Raw genomic sequence first — 16,008 nt, forward strand, 5'->3', positions numbered from 1 at the left:
TAAAAATGAGTTTTTCAAAAATTAATGATTACTTGGAAAAGTATAAAGTGGGGGTAGCCTATTCATTTATCCTCGTTTCTATTTTAAGTATGAGTTCACTTTTTTATAAAGTGGCAAATCCAATTTATAAAGGGTTATCAGCTGTAGTTTTTGTATTCATTGTAGTATCACTATTAGGTGGCTTTAAGAAAATCAAAATGGATGTTAAATTTTTAATATTATTTGGATTTGTTTCGGGAAGTCATTTATTGTCAGCTTTGGTAAATCATTCAAGTCACCTTATTGGGAATACTACCGAAATAATTTTTATGGTAACATATGTTCTATTGTTCATAATGCTAAATTTATCTCAGTTGAAAAAAGTTTTTAACTTAACAGCTGTAACCGTTCAAATAGTATCCTTTTTATCAGCTCTGTTTGCACTAAGTTTATTACTTGCAAAAGTTTTAATACTGTTTAAAGTGGGGAATCGTTCCTATTCTTATGGAGTAATGAATGGGAGATTATGGGGAATTGTGAATCCAAATGCGAGTGCAATATTTACATATATTAGCATCGTTTTGGCACTCTATTTAATCCATCAAGGACATAAATATTCAGTATTATTTAAAATTAATAATATTATTCAAGTACTCTATTTTGCTATGATGCAAAGTCGAGGAGCATTATTATCGTTGCTCTTGATGATTGGCTTGTATTTTGCTTTTGTTGCAAGAGGTAAAATTTCTAAGAGAGTATTAACATTTCTTTCAGTGGCAATCTTAGTATTTGGGACAAATGTTGCAATTAGTTATGTCGGGTCAAAATATATAGCTCGACAAAAAGTAACAGTTTATGATTTAGAAAAATCAAAAAATTATTCTGTCGATGACGGAAATGAAAATGAAAAAGCTGCAGAGTTACACTTAATTGAAACTACGCCAAGTGGAAGAACTCATATTTGGCAAAATGCATTAAAAATGGCTAGCCAAAAACCAATTTTTGGTTATGGGGTCCGTAATTTTCCAGATTACTATTCGGAGTACTTTAGTAAATACGAAATCCAAAATTCTTTAATCGGTGGGAATTTTCATAATATCTTTATTACCGTATTCGTAAGTTCTGGTATTGTGGGATTAATTGCATTTATGATGCTATTAGGATATGTCGTTCAACGTTTCGTACGATACCTATTTATTTCGAAGAAAAATTCAGATAAATTAGTGATGATTCTATTCTTCGGAATGTTGTTAGGGCAATTGTTCGAAAGCCAAATTATGTATTCAACAAACTTCATTAACATTATGTTTTGGTTTGTTGCAGGTTATGGATTGATGATTTGTAACCGAGATGAGAAAATTCGCTATAAAGAAGTGACAGATGTTCGTGAGATTCAACAAATGGAACTAGGCATTATGGAATACATCCATGAAGTTTGCGATAAAATCGGAGTGAAGTACTTCTTAGCATACGGAAGTTTGATTGGTGCAGTTCGCCATCAAGGATTTATTCCATGGGATGATGACATGGATATTTGTATGTTAAGAGATGACTATGAAAAACTCCAAGATTATTTAATTGCAAATCCTTCTGAACGTTATCAAGTGATGTCATATAAGAACAATCGTAATTATGTTTATCCATTTATGAAAGTGATGGACAATCAAACCTATTTAATTGAGGAAGATGTACGTATTGATTCAAATATGGGGATTTATGTTGATATCTTCCCAGTGGATGGATATGAAGATGATCAAGCGTTTAAAGATAAAATGACAATGATTATTAAAAAGCGTCAATTAAGTTGTTATACATTCAAAGGAATTACGAATAAGAAAAGCTTTATCAATTCCCTTATTCGATATGCTTCTGTAATAGCATTTTATTTCACTGATACAAATAAATATGTGAAGCAAATTGACGAATTGGCTAAATCAAGAAAAGTTGAAGATTATGAGCTAGTTGATTATCTGATTTACAAAGATATGAATAAGCCAGTTTGGAAACGCGAATGGTTGAAAGATGTGACAGTTGGTAATTTTGAAGGAAGAGATTTTCTAATTCCTGTAAACTTCCATGAACTTCTAACTTCGGACTACGGTAATTATATGCAATTACCTCCAGTTGAACAGCAAGCTTCTCATCATGATTTTAGGTTGTGGAAAATAGTGGAAGAAAAATAACAAAAGAGGTTTATATGAAAAATATTAAGCTGAACGCATTCACAAATATGCTTGTGCGAATACTGAATATTGTCTTTCCTTTAATCACAGGGCCGTATATTTCGCGGGTGTTGAGTAAGGAAGATTTTGGGAACTTTAACGTTGCTAATACAATATTAAATTTATTTATTCCGTTCGCTACACTTGGGATTTACAATTATGGAATGCGTGAGATTAGTAAAGTTAAGAATGATCGAGACAAGATTAATAAAGTATTCAGTCAGCTCTTTTATATTTCACTAATCTGTACGATTGCGACTACAATCGTTTATTATATTTATGTTAGTTTCACGATTGAAACGCCAGATTTGAGATATTTATACTACATTTTAGGTGTTCAATTATTCTCTCAATTATTTTATATTGAGTGGTTAAATGAAGCTTTTGAAAACTATAAGTTTATTTTCTACAAGACATTAGTGATTCGTATCCTAATGCTGGTGGCGGTCTTCATGTTCGTTAAGAAAGCAGAGGACATCATTCCGTATACGATTGTCATGTCTGTAATTACATTAATAAATTTCCTTGCAAGTTTTGTATGGATCAAACGAGAAGTCAAATTTGTTAGGGTTCATGTAAAAGATATGATGAAAATGATGAGTCCATTATTTGCAGTATTATTAATTGCAAATGCGAATATGTTGTATACGTATTTGGATCAAATTTTCTTATCTAAAATCGGTATTGTAGAAAATGTTACTTACTATGTTACGGGATATAATATTGCAACCCTTTTGGCTAGAGTAGTTAGTGGAGCCGTAAGTGTGAGTGTTCCAAGGCTTGGCTACTATCTTGGAATAGGAGACCGAAAAGCTTATCAAGACCTGGTAAATAAAGGAAGTCAAGCCTTTTTCTTCTTCCTTGTTCCTATCTGTGTTGGTTTAGCGACCGTTGGAATACCAGTAACCTTATTATATGGTGGAGAAAAATACTTCTTTGCTGGAATGTGTACAGTGCTTTTTGCGATACGTACCATTGGATGGGCATTAGAAATTATTTTCGGAACACAAGTGATTCTTGTGAGTGGTTATGAAGAGAGATTAACAGTTCTATACTTTGTCGGCGGCGGAATTAACTTGTTGTTAAACAGCATTTTATTCTTTATGGGAGTTACTGCACCAGAGTATTACATTATTACAACAATGGCAGCAGAGATTGTTTTATTACTGTTAGAATATGTATTTATTCGAAATATGGAATTGGTACATGTAAAACCAATACTGCATATGCTTAAGAGATATATTGTTTTATCATTAGGTTTTGTCCCAATTGCATTTGTTGTAAATCATTTTGTGCCGTATGGGCAAGTCGTGGATAAACAATTATTACTAAATATTGGATTGACGGTCATCAGTTCAGTGATTTATTATCTAATTGCATTAGCGATTGCAAAAGATGATTTATTTAAATCAATTTTAAAAGGTGTATTATCAAAATTAAAAATAGGAGCTAAATCATGACAAAAGAAAGAGTAATGAGTTTAGATGAAATTAAAGAGGTAGAACTCAATATCCTAAAATATTTACATGAACTTTGCGAAAAACATGATATTAAATATTTTATAGATTTTGGTTCACTATTAGGAGCTGTTCGTCATGGTGGATTTATTCCATGGGACGATGATACAGATATTTCATTAGCACGTGATGAATTTGAACGTTTATATGAAGTCCTTGTAAAAGAGCAACATCCTTATTATCGTTTGATTTCATTTAGAGAAACGACAGGATATCCATTTAGCTATATGAGAGTTTATGATATTCGTACTCGTCGTGACGCTGAATTAATCGATAAAAGTGTAGTGTTAGGAACTTGTGTGGACATTTTCCCATATGATGGAGTTGTGACAGAAGAAGCTGATCGTAAAAAAATGAAACAGTACAAAAATTTCTTACGACTCTCATCTTTAAATTTTAAGGGAATTGAAATTACGAATGGTGGATTAAAAAATATTCCACGATATATTGCTTCTTCTATCTTTAGATTCACATCACCACAAATGTGGAATTTGAAATTAGAAGCTGTAGCTAAAAAATATAATAAAGAAAATTCTACAGACTTTACTTGTTCAATATTTGATCCTTATTATCCAAAAGGAATCAAAAAAGAATGGTTGTATGATACGATTGATATGGATTATGAAGATACGGTTCTAAAAGTTCCAAGAATGTATCATGAAATTCTTGTATACGAATTTGGGGAAGATTATATGACACCTCCTCCAGTAGAACAGCAAGTACCTGGAGAAGCTAAAAACTATTGGATAAGTGAATAACAAACAGAAAACCAATCCGAGTTTATCGGAAATATAATAACTCTTGAAAGATGCTCCTATTTTATGTTGGATCATCTTTTTTTAAAGAAAAATTTAATATTTTTTCTTTGCTATCTGTTCACATTTATGAAAAATAGTGTATAATTTGAACAGAGGAGGAGTTATATGTTAAGTAAGCATCAATTTCAATTGTTATTGAATTTAAAAAACAAAACGGAAAAGACGAACCAAAGAGCAATTGCTGAAGAACTCGGATTTTCACTTGGAACTGTCAATAAACTAATTCAAGAAGCTGAACAGCAAAAATGGATTACTTCTGAATATGAATTGACTGAGCAGGGGCTTCAGGCGTTAGAACCTTATCATGTAGAAAATGCGATCATTATGGCGGCAGGAATGAGTACAAGGTTTGCACCATTATCGTATGAAGCACCAAAGGGACTTTTAGTTGTAAAGGGAGAACGTCTCATTGAAAGAGAAATTAAACAACTAAGTGAAGCAGGTATTAAAAAGATTACCGTCGTTGTTGGGTATATGAAAGAAAAAATGTTTTATTTAGCTGACAAGTTCGGAGTAGAGATTGTTGTAAACGAAGATTATTATCGTTTCAATAATTGCTCTTCCTTAATGGTTGTTAGGGAGCAACTAGGAAATACGTATATTTGTTCATCGGATAATTATTTTGTAGAAAATCCATTCGAAGAGTATGTTTATCGTGGATACTATTCAACCGTGTTTGCCCAAGGGGAAACAGACGAATATTGTGTTGTTGAGTCACCAGACGGCACGATCCGCGAAGTCACAATTGGCGGAGAGAATAAATGGTATATGCTTGGTCATGTATATTTTGACCGTGCATTTAGTGAACAGTTTGCACCGATTTTAGAAAAAGAATTTAAACATGAAGCTTATAAATTACAGTTGTGGGAAGACTATTATGCGCGTCATGTGGATACGTTGGTATTAGAAGCTAGACATTACTCTGATGAAATCATTAAAGAGTTCGATTCATTAGATGAATTGCGTGCCTTTGATGAACACTATTTAATGCATACGAATTCGACAATCTTATTAAATATTTGCAACACTTTAAATGTGACTCCAGCAGAAATTATTAATATTAAGCCAATCAAGGATGGATTAACGAATACTTCTTTCTGTTTCGATTGTAAAGGAGAAACGTATGTATATCGTCATCCAGGTAAAGGTACTCAAGAGTATATTAACCGACTCAGTGAAGCCGCATCGATGAGAATTGCAGCTGAACTAGAGATTGACAAAACTTTCGTGGTGATGAACGAAGAAGAAGGATGGAAAATCTCTAAATTCATCAAGAATGCTCGCTTGTTAGATTATGATGATAAAGAGGATATCGAAAAAGCCGTTCAATTAATGACGAAATTACATCGCTCTGGAAAATCGACACCATATGCGATTGAATTTGAAAAAGGATTAGTAGATTTCAAAGAAAAATTAATCAAGAGAAATCGTTTTGAATTCGACGATAAAGAAGAATTAGAAGCGATGGTCGGCAAAATAGTCGGCTATCTTGAACAAGATCAGGTAAAACATACCATTTGTCATGGTGACTGTTATAGTCCTAACTTCTTAGTAGATGAAGAAGGGAATATGAGTCTGATTGACTGGGAATATTCTGGTATGGGAGATCCAACCAGTGACATCGGAACTTTTGTGGCTTGCTCGGACTATACATTAGAACAAGCAAAAGAATTTATTCGAATCTATTTAGAGCATAATCCTGGTGTTGCTAGCGAACGTCATTTCTTAGGAATTATTGGGCTTGTATCTTATTATTGGTTCTTATGGGCCTTATTCCAAGAAAGCAATGGGAAACCAGTAGGAGAGTTCTTGTACAAGTGGTATCGTTACACAAAACAATATTGTACGGAAGCCCTTCGACTTTATGAGGAGGAAAAATAAGTGAAAGAAGAAATTTCAATTGAGCAATTAATTGCGGATGAAACAGAAAATCGATTAAACATGATGGAAAAAGAAGATTATCCTTTTCCTGAAAGATTTTCAAAAGCAGACTACACATGGGTAGTCATTGGCGTTGGAGTGAATTTACTCCTCGTAATCTTAGCGATGAGTGGGGTGATTCAATAATGGCGTCTATGAATGATTATATTCAACAAGAAACAATTACTGGTGTTGTTCCAATGACGAATGGCGACCGTCAGTATTCGTTCTGGGATTTATTCCTATCAACAAGTGGATTTGCGATTGCAACATGGTGTTATACTCAAGGGGCATATGTGGCACAATATTTATCGTTTAATCAAATGCTCATTAATATTTTTAGCTTTAATATCATTTGGGTATTTATTGAATGTTTACCAATTATTTTTGCGGTTCGTTACGGAATCGATTTATGGATTTGGTTACGTGCGGTTCTTGGTCAAAAGGGTGTCGCTTTACTATCAACGGTCATCAGTTTAGCAAACTTTGGATGGTATGCTGTAGCGGCGAACTTGTTCGCAAGCTCCATGATTCACTTAGCTGGCAACTTTGGCCTCGTCCTCGATAAAGGTATCTGGGGACCAATCCTTGGAACTCTTTGCGTTTTATTAGGTACGTTAATTGCAGTAGGGGGACCGGAAGTCATTAAATGGACGAACCGTTTCCTAGTTATTGCGTTACTTGCGGTAGGGGTCATCATTGTTGGAATTTGTTTTGCAGCAGTGCCTTTAAGCGATATTATGAATGTTCAACCAGCTGTTGAAGGAGACTTAACTCCAATTGAACGCTTTATGATGTCAGCAGAAGGAAATGTAGCCTTCGCATTCTCATGGTCAACACAAGCATTAGTTCTTCCACGTTTAGCGAAAACAGAACGTAGTGGCTACTGGGCAACAACACTTTCTTATGGAGTTGTCGCACCATTCTTCGTAGCAACAGGTGGGGTTATGGCGCTTGCGATGTTCGTAAAAACAGGGGCATATGAAAGTGACCCAACAACAATGTTAGCAACGTTAAGTACACCAGCATTTGCTCTATTGAGTTTATTACTTGTAGCCTTTGCAAACATCGGTACACAAGGAACTGGTTCATATGTAAACTGTATGATTGTAAAAAGTGGGATGCCAAAACTCAGCTACAAGCTGATGGTATGGATTGCTTTCTTCTACGTTAGTGCACTAACGATTTGGGGTGGCGTTGAGGAATATTTCGGTTCATTTATTTCGCTAGCAGCTTATATCCAAGGTCCGATTATTGGAATGATTGTCGTGGACTTCTTCCTACTCAGAAAACAAAAGTTGGCGCTTCGTTCCGCTTATTTCTTAAAGGGACATGATGCATACCAATATACTAAAGGCTTTAATATTGTGGGGATGAGTTGTGTGTTCATCTCATTGATTGTGGCAGTATTGTTTGTTTATAATCCTGTAACGCAACAAATTCAAAGCCCATTGTTCCTTATTACAACAGGTAGTGGATTTACAGCCTTACTAGGTGGGGGATTATACTGGCTTGCTAGTCTTACTCCATTAAAAGCCTATATGGTTCGAGATCGAGAAGAAATTACAATTTAAAAGGCAAATCTCGTCAGGAATTTGTACTATCCTAAAAAGAGTAGATAATAAAAGGGGTTAGTTCTGTAATATACCGAACTAACCCTTTTAATTTTACTTTAACTCATTAATTAATTTAATCACGTAACTAAGATTCTTCGAATGCATACCGACCTTCTTCAAAAGTTGTGAACAGTATAATCCTCATAAGGTGATTTCATAAAAAAAGCAGCTCAATTGTAATATTTTTTGTTTAACTTTAGTATACGTTTTAATTAGGATTAGGAATTTTTAACATAATGATTGTTGGCTTTTTATATACATAAAATAGGATTCACGATAAATTTTCATTAACTAAAAAAATATAGAGAATTTTGTTCACTTTTTCGTAAAAAGATGTATAATATTGAACATAGGGAGGCGAATTAGAATGATTTCAAATCATCAATTTAACTTATTAGTATTTTTAAAAAATCAAGAAGCAAAAGTGACACAGCGAGAAATCGCAAAGGGACTTGATCTGTCTCTTGGAAAAGTGAATCATTTAGTAACAGAAGCGGAACGACTTGGTTGGATTAATTCGAACTATTCTCTTACGGAAAAAGGAATCGCTGAATTAGAACCATATCGTGTTCAAAATGCCATTATTATGGCGGCAGGAATGAGTACACGTTTTGCCCCGCTTTCGTATGAATCACCAAAAGGTCTACTTGTTGTTAAAGGAGAGCGTTTGATTGAACGTCAGATATGTCAATTAAGAGAAGCTGGAATTGATAAAATTACAGTTATTGTTGGCTACATGAAGGAAATGATGTTTTATCTTGCAGATAAATTTGGTGTAGATATCGTCGTGAATGAAGATTATTATCGTTATAATAATTGTTCGTCGCTTATGCTTGTTCGTGAACAATTAGGAAACACTTATATTTGTTCCTCAGATAATTATTTTACTGAAAATCCTTTTGAAGAATACGTATATCGAGGTTATTATGCTACAGTTTTCGCTAATGGAGAAACTGATGAATATTGTGTAGAAAAAGAGACAAATGGTTTCATTTCAGAGGTGACTGTCGGAGGAAAAAATACATGGTGCATGCTTGGTCATGTATATTTTGACCGTGAATTCAGTAAAAAATTCGTTCGTATTTTAGAAAATGAATTCCAACATGCAGCATTTAAGGAACAGCTATGGGAAGAGTATTATTATCGCCATTTAGATGAATTAAAATTAGAAGCGCGTCATTATTCAGCGGATGTAATTAAAGAATTTGATTCTTTAGCAGATCTTCGTGAATTTGATGAACAATATTTGATGCATACAAATTCAAAAATATTACTAAACATTTGTAAGATATTGTCAGTAACACCTGCGGAAATTACTCATATTAAACCGATAAAAGACGGATTAACAAACACTTCCTTCCGTTTCGAGTGTAAGGGTGAGTCTTATGTTTATCGTCATCCTGGAAAAGGAACTGAGGAATATATTAACCGACTCAGTGAGGCAGCTTCAATGCGCGTTGCTGCTGAACTAGGGATAGATCCAACTTTCGTAGCAATGGACGAAAATGAAGGCTGGAAAATTTCAAAATTTATAGAAAATGCAAGACTATTAGATTATGAAAATGAGGAAGATGTTGACAAAGCGATTGACTTCATTAGCCGACTTCATCGTTCTGGTAAGACAACACCTTATGAACTGAGATTCGAAAAAGATTTAGAAGAATTTAAGGAGAAATTACAAAAACGCAACCGTTTTGAGTTTGAAGATAAGGAAATATTAGAAGAGCTTGTTCGTCAAGTCATTCAATATTTACATAAGGATCCTGTGGAATTTGTTCTTTGTCATGGTGACTGTTATAGTCCTAACTTCTTGGTAGATGAAGAAGGGAATATGAGTTTGATTGACTGGGAGTATTCTGGAATGGGAGATGCTGCGAGCGACATTGGTTGTTTCCTATGTTGTACAGACTACAGTTTAGATGAAGCCAAGGAGTTTATTAATAAGTACTTTGAAAAGAATCCTAGCGTAGGTACTCAACAGCATTTCTTAGGAATGGTAGGATTAGTTTCGTACTATTGGTTCTTGTGGGCACTTTTCCAAGAAAGCAATGGAAAACGAATTGGCGAATATCTTTATAAATGGTATCGCCATACGAAAATGTATTGTACTGAAGCTCTAAGAATGTATCAGGGAGAAAAAACTAGATGAAAAATGAAATTTCAATCGAAAAGCTAATTGCCGAAGAAACAAAACGTAGGCTTGATTTAATGGAAGATAAAGATTACATTTTTCCAGAACGTTTTTCAAAAATGGATTACCTTTGGGCGGGAATTTGTGTAGGAGTTAACCTAATCCTCATTATTTTGGCAATGTGTGGGGTGATTCAATAATGGTTTCTATGAATGATTATATTCAACAAGAAACGATTACGGGTGTTGTTCCAATGACGAATGGGGATCGTCAGTATTCGTTTTGGGATTTATTCCTTTCTACTAGTGGCTTTGCCATTGCAACTTGGTGTTATACGCAAGGAGCTTATGTTGCACAGTATCTTTCTTTTAATCAAATGCTCATTAATATTTTTAGTTTTAATATTATTTGGGTCTTTATAGAATGTTTACCAGTACTTTTTGCAGTTCGTTACGGAATTGATTTGTGGATTTGGCTTCGGTCGGTTCTTGGGCAAAAAGGAGTTGCACTTTTGTCAACAGTAATAAGTTTAGCAAACTTTGGTTGGTATGCAGTTACTGCGAATCTTTTTGCGAATTCCATGATACATTTAGCAAGTAACTTTGGGCTTGTGCTAGACAAGGCGATATGGGCTCCGATACTCGGTACTATGTGCGTCTTTTTAGGAACTTTAATTGCTCTTAGTGGACCTGAAACTATAAAAGGAATTAATAGATACATGGTTGTTGCTTTGTTATTTGTTGGTTTGATTATAGCTGGAATTTGTTTTTTTGCAGTTCCGATTACAGAAATTATGAATGTACAGCCTGCCGTTCAAAACGATTTAACACCATTGGAACGATTCATGATTTCAGGTGAAGGTAATGTTGCTGTAGCCTTTTCTTGGTCAACTCAAGCATTCATTTTACCGCGTTTGGCAAAATCAGAGCGAAGTGGCTATTGGGCAACTTCTTTATCGTATGGCGTTATAGCACCATTTTTTGCGGCCACAGGTGGCGTTATGGCACTTGCTATGTTTGTGAAAACTGGTGTATACGAAAGCGACCCAACAACGATGTTAGCTACTTTAAGTACGCCTACATTTTCACTTTTAAGCCTATTGCTAGTTGCTTTTGCTAATATTGGGACTCAAGGAACCGGTTCATATGTAAACTGTATGATTGTAAAGAGTGGAATGCCAAAACTTAGTTATAAGCTAATGGTCTGGATAGCCTTTGTATATGTGAGTGCTTTGACTATTTGGGGAGGTGTAGATGAATATTTTGGTTCATTTATTTCTCTAGCAGCTTATCTTCAAGGGCCAATTATTGGGATGATTGTCGTTGACTTCTTCCTACTCAGAAAGCAAAAATTGTCTCTTCGTTCAGCGTATTTCTTAGAAGGACATAAGGCGTACGAGTATACAAAAGGATTTAATATAGTGGGAATGAGCTGTGTGTTCATCTCATTAATTGTTGCAGTCCTCTTTGTATATAACCCAGTGACGAAGCAAATTCAAAGCCCATTGTTCCTTATTACAACAGGTAGTGGGTTTACAGCCTTACTAGGTGGGGGATTATACTGGCTTGCTAGTCTTACTCCATTAAAAGCCTATATGGTTCGAGATCGAGAAGAAATTACGATTTAAAAAATAAAATCCGACAGGAAATTCCTGTCGGATTCTTTTTATTTATAATTCATTGCAGTTAAGGCTACTTGTAAGATGATAGCGCCTAGTGTACCGATTAACATTAGTACGGCTACAACACGTGTAATTTTTTCAACTGTTGAAAGATTACGTTTTTTCTTTGCCAACAAAATCGCTCCTTTTTTCTTTGCTCGGTAATAGTTTACCGTAAATCGGTGTGAATTACTAGAGTTAAATGTTAAAAGGTTTTCTAAGAGTGAAAATGGTTGAAATGAAAAATAGAATAAGTAAAAGAAAAGCATTCAAATGCCTTTCAAAAAGGTGTAATTTTTGATAACATAGATGTGTTAAATAAAACAAATTGGAGGAAGTTTCATGTCAAAACAACAAATTGGTGTCGTGGGTATGGCTGTTATGGGACGCAACTTGGCATTAAATATTGAAAGCCGTGGCTATAGCGTTTCAATTTACAACCGTACAACTTCAAAAACAGACGAAGTGATTGCTCTACATCCAGATAAAAAATTAGTTCCAACATATTCTGTTGAAGAATTTGTAGAGTCTCTAGAAAAACCAAGAAGAATTTTATTAATGGTTAAAGCTGGGGAAGCAACAGATAAGACAATTCAAAGTTTACTTCCACATTTAGATAAAGGCGATATTTTAATCGATGGAGGAAATACATTCTTCCGTGATACAATGCGTCGTAATGAAGAACTTGCAAACTCAGGAATCAACTTCATCGGTACGGGTGTATCTGGTGGGGAAGAAGGAGCCTTAAAAGGACCTTCAATCATGCCGGGTGGACAAAAAGATGCATACGATTTAGTAGCACCTATTTTAGAAGAAATCTCTGCTAAAGCAGACGATGGAGCTCCATGTGTGACTTACATTGGACCAAACGGAGCAGGTCACTACGTAAAAATGGTTCATAACGGAATCGAATATGGTGACATGCAATTAATCGCTGAAAGTTACGATATCCTACGTCGTGTTGGTGGATTATCTGTAGAAGAATGCGCTGAAGTGTTCAAAGAATGGAACCAAGGCGAATTAGATAGCTACTTAATCGAAATCACAGCGGACATTTTAACGAAGAAAGATCCTGAAACAGGTCGTCCAATGGTAGACGTAATCATGGATACTGCTGGAAACAAAGGTACTGGTAAATGGGCTTCACAAAGCGCATTAGACTTAGGTGTGCCACTTCCATTAATTACTGAATCTGTATTTGCTCGTTTCGTTTCAACATTGAAAGAGGAACGTGTTGCAGCAAGTAAAGAATTAGCAGCAACAAAAATTCCTGAATTAACAAATTCAGAACGTCAAGCCTTAATCGAACAAGTTCGTAAAGGATTATACTTCTCTAAAATCATGAGTTATGCGCAAGGGTTTGCTCAAATGCGTGTAGCAAGTGAAGAGTTCAATTGGGACTTAAACTACGGCGAAATCGCTAAAATCTTCCGTGCTGGATGTATCATCCGTGCGCAATTCTTACAGAAGATTACAGATGCGTTCGAACGTGATCCTCAATTGAAAAACTTATTATTAGATAAGTACTTCTTATATGTAACAGAATCTTACCAAGATGCAGTTCGTGATGTTGTTGTAACGGCTGTTCGTGCTGGTATTCCAGTACCAACATTCTCGAGTGCATTAGCATACTATGATTCATACCGTTCAGAAACATTACCTGCAAACTTAATTCAAGCTCAACGTGACTACTTCGGGGCGCATACTTACAACCGTGTAGACAAACCAGGAACATTCCACTTCGAATGGGCTCAAGAAAAAGAGATTGAACAATAATGATAAATGATGAAGTCCTAGCTATTTAGCTAGGACTTTTTTGTTTGTTCCTATTGAAGCAAATCAAAAATTAACATATATGTTAATTTTGATTGTCTAATTTAATGAAATTGACAGAAAATTTCATTAAATTCTGTTAAGAATCTTATGAATATGGTATGATAAATCTGTTAGGGAAGAATAGAGAAGGGAGTTTCCAAATGCCAGCGAATCAACGTATTTTAATTATTGAAGATGAAAAGAATTTAAGTCGCTTTGTTGAATTAGAATTAAAACATGAAGGCTATGAAACAAAAGTGTGTGCAGATGGCCGTAGCGGATTACAAGCAGCCATTGATGAGCATTGGGATGCTATTTTATTAGATTTAATGTTACCAGAAATGAATGGATTAGAAGTCGTTCGTCGCCTTCGCCAAGTAAAACAAACACCAGTCATCATTATGACAGCGCGCGATTCAGTGATGGATCGTGTTGCAGGGCTTGATCAAGGGGCAGATGACTATGTAGTGAAGCCGTTTGAAATCGAAGAAATTCTTGCAAGACTACGCGCACTCTTTAGACGTCTGCAAATGGAAGAACAATCTCGTGTTGTGAAACAAACAAGAGTGGAATATCGCGACCTTGTGGTGGAAGTGGAAAACCGCGTCGTTCGTCGTGCGGGTGAAGTCATTGATTTAACGAAGAAAGAATATGAATTACTCTTATTACTGATGGAAAACATTGATATTGTTCTTTCACGTGAAGTGTTATTAAAAGAAGTATGGGGCTATAAGAACGAAGTCGAAACGAATGTGATTGACGTATACGTTCGTTATATCCGTAATAAAATTGATGTACCAGGACGAGAAAGTTATATTCAAACCGTTCGTGGAACTGGATATGTAATGAGAAGCTGAGGAGCTACATATGAAGGACCAAAACCAACATAAATCGGTAGCAAAAAAATGGTGGTGGGTGATATCAGCCACCATTTTTGCATTATTAGCTGTATTAACTGCGATTTTGATTGAGGGGCAACTTATTGGCTTGCGTGACAATGAGAAAAATCAGACAGTGGTTTACGCACAAGTTATCGCGGATTTGTTATCGGTAAAAACGGAGAAATTAACAAGTGAAGACATTCTTGCTGTTCTAAACAAAGCGGAACAATATGAATTAGACAAGAACCAGGTTTATAAAAAGAATAGTAGTTTTTATCCGATGAATGAAGAAGTGAATATTCGTGTCTTTGATACGAGTAAAGAGCTATTATTCCAAACACAACAATGGCAAGACCGCCCGCAAGTATCGAGTAAGCTGGAGGTTCAATATGTGACGCTATCGACCGGGGAAGAAAGTGTGCAAGTGATGATGCCAATCCTTTCCAGAAATACTCGTGTCTTGATTGGACATTTGCAAGTAACCAATCGAATGATGAAGCTTGCGGAATTAAAAAAACAATTGAGATTTCTGTTCTTCCAGTTAATTGTGATGGAAGGAATTGTTTCAATAGGGCTTGCGTATTTCATTTCGCGACTCATTTCCAAGCCAATTGAAGAAATTCATGATATTATCGCGTCTATTAACGAGGAAAACATTGAAACAAAACGTTTAATTGTTCCGAAAAAGAATGATGAATTTGCGATTGTCTCTCAACAATTTAACGAGCTGCTAGATAAAATCAGTTTTTATATTTCGCAGCAGAAGCACTTCGTTGAAGATGTATCGCATGAATTGAGAACGCCTGTAGCCATTGTAGAAGGCCACCTGAAGCTTTTAAACCGTTGGGGGAAAGATGACCCAGAAGTGCTGGAAGAGTCTCTCATGGCCTCTCTAGCGGAAATTAAGCGCATGAAGACACTCGTTCAAGAGATGCTTGATTTATCTCGTGCACCGCAAGTAAGGGAACAGTATAAAGATGCGACAACAGAGGTCGTTGCGACATTAGAACAGATTGTAACGAATTTCAAGGTGCTTTATCCCGACTTTACTTTTATTGCAGATATTGATACCAAGAAGGAAATTATTTCTCCAATCTATCGCAATCACTTCGAGCAAGTCATTATCATCTTACTCGATAATGCCGTGAAATATTCAACAGATCGAAAAGAGATTATAGTTAGCCTTTCTCCAACCACGGAAGCAGTCGAAATCGGTATTCAGGATTTCGGGATGGGGTTAACGGAAGAAGATAAGAAAAAAGTATTTTCACGTTTCTATCGCGTCGATAAAGCACGCTCGAGAGAACGTGGAGGAAATGGCTTAGGCTTATCGATTGCTGAAGAATTAATCGAAGGATATAACGGTAAAATTAGCCTGACTTCCAGACTCAATCATGGGTCATTATTTAAAGTGAAATTACCGATTGAAAAATAAGAAAAAGAAGATAC

Annotated in this window: 13 protein-coding genes; 12 read left to right on the forward strand and 1 reads right to left on the reverse strand. The window is 35.4% G+C overall.

Annotated elements, in window-relative coordinates; genetic code table 11:
• The first annotated feature begins 5 nt into the window (after positions 1-5).
• The 9 genes from ADH02_RS05115 to ADH02_RS05155 all read left to right on the forward strand — a co-directional run bounded on the left by ADH02_RS05115 (position 6) and on the right by ADH02_RS05155 (position 11,830).
• Complete coding sequence (locus tag ADH02_RS05115) at positions 6-2,162, forward strand: LicD family protein (RefSeq protein WP_048783085.1); 2,157 nt, start codon at positions 6-8, stop codon at positions 2,160-2,162.
• Between the two features lie 14 nt (positions 2,163-2,176).
• Positions 2,177-3,661 (forward strand): oligosaccharide flippase family protein, encoded by a 1,485-nt coding sequence (locus ADH02_RS05120; protein ID WP_048783087.1) that lies wholly within the window; start codon positions 2,177-2,179, stop codon positions 3,659-3,661.
• The gene (locus ADH02_RS05125; protein ID WP_048783089.1) at positions 3,658-4,476 is read left to right on the forward strand and encodes a LicD family protein; all 819 of its coding nucleotides are present in this window, start codon (positions 3,658-3,660) and stop codon (positions 4,474-4,476) included. The genes ADH02_RS05120 and ADH02_RS05125 overlap by 4 nt, the downstream gene beginning before the upstream one ends.
• Before the next feature lie 165 nt (positions 4,477-4,641).
• Positions 4,642-6,417, forward strand: a complete 1,776-nt coding sequence (locus ADH02_RS05130; protein ID WP_048783091.1) for a phosphotransferase — start codon at positions 4,642-4,644, stop codon at positions 6,415-6,417.
• A complete protein-coding gene (locus ADH02_RS05135; RefSeq protein ID WP_048783093.1) occupies positions 6,418-6,603 on the forward strand; it encodes a hypothetical protein in 186 nt (61 codons plus the stop codon).
• Positions 6,603-8,030 (forward strand): cytosine permease, encoded by a 1,428-nt coding sequence (locus tag ADH02_RS05140; RefSeq protein ID WP_048783095.1) that lies wholly within the window; start codon positions 6,603-6,605, stop codon positions 8,028-8,030. Before ADH02_RS05135 ends, ADH02_RS05140 begins: the two co-directional genes overlap by 1 nt.
• Positions 8,031-8,439: 409 nt before the next feature.
• Positions 8,440-10,221, forward strand: coding sequence for a phosphotransferase (locus ADH02_RS05145; protein WP_048783096.1), 1,782 nt, complete (start codon positions 8,440-8,442; stop codon positions 10,219-10,221).
• Positions 10,218-10,403, forward strand: coding sequence for a hypothetical protein (locus tag ADH02_RS05150; RefSeq protein ID WP_048783098.1), 186 nt, complete (start codon positions 10,218-10,220; stop codon positions 10,401-10,403). Before ADH02_RS05145 ends, ADH02_RS05150 begins: the two co-directional genes overlap by 4 nt.
• Positions 10,403-11,830, forward strand: coding sequence for a cytosine permease (locus tag ADH02_RS05155; RefSeq protein ID WP_048783100.1), 1,428 nt, complete (start codon positions 10,403-10,405; stop codon positions 11,828-11,830). The genes ADH02_RS05150 and ADH02_RS05155 overlap by 1 nt, the downstream gene beginning before the upstream one ends.
• Before the next feature lie 38 nt (positions 11,831-11,868).
• Here ADH02_RS05155 and ADH02_RS09525 read toward each other — a convergent pair whose 3' ends face one another.
• The gene (locus tag ADH02_RS09525; protein WP_160312863.1) at positions 11,869-11,997 is read right to left on the reverse strand and encodes a DUF4044 domain-containing protein; all 129 of its coding nucleotides are present in this window, start codon (positions 11,995-11,997) and stop codon (positions 11,869-11,871) included.
• A 208-nt stretch (positions 11,998-12,205) separates the two neighbouring features.
• Here ADH02_RS09525 and gndA point away from each other — a divergent pair, with 208 nt between their 5' ends.
• The 3 genes from gndA (at position 12,206) to ADH02_RS05175 (ending at position 15,994) form a co-directional block, all read left to right on the forward strand.
• Positions 12,206-13,639, forward strand: a complete 1,434-nt coding sequence (gene gndA, locus ADH02_RS05165; protein WP_048783103.1) for an NADP-dependent phosphogluconate dehydrogenase — start codon at positions 12,206-12,208, stop codon at positions 13,637-13,639.
• Between the two features lie 200 nt (positions 13,640-13,839).
• Complete coding sequence (locus ADH02_RS05170) at positions 13,840-14,535, forward strand: response regulator transcription factor (RefSeq protein WP_048709748.1); 696 nt, start codon at positions 13,840-13,842, stop codon at positions 14,533-14,535.
• A gap of 10 nt (positions 14,536-14,545) precedes the next feature.
• The gene (locus ADH02_RS05175; protein WP_048783105.1) at positions 14,546-15,994 is read left to right on the forward strand and encodes a sensor histidine kinase; all 1,449 of its coding nucleotides are present in this window, start codon (positions 14,546-14,548) and stop codon (positions 15,992-15,994) included.
• Positions 15,995-16,008 lie beyond the last annotated feature (14 nt).

This window comes from Streptococcus sp. 263_SSPC, assembly GCF_001071995.1.
In the GTDB taxonomy this organism is placed as follows: Bacteria; Bacillota; Bacilli; order Lactobacillales; family Aerococcaceae; genus Granulicatella.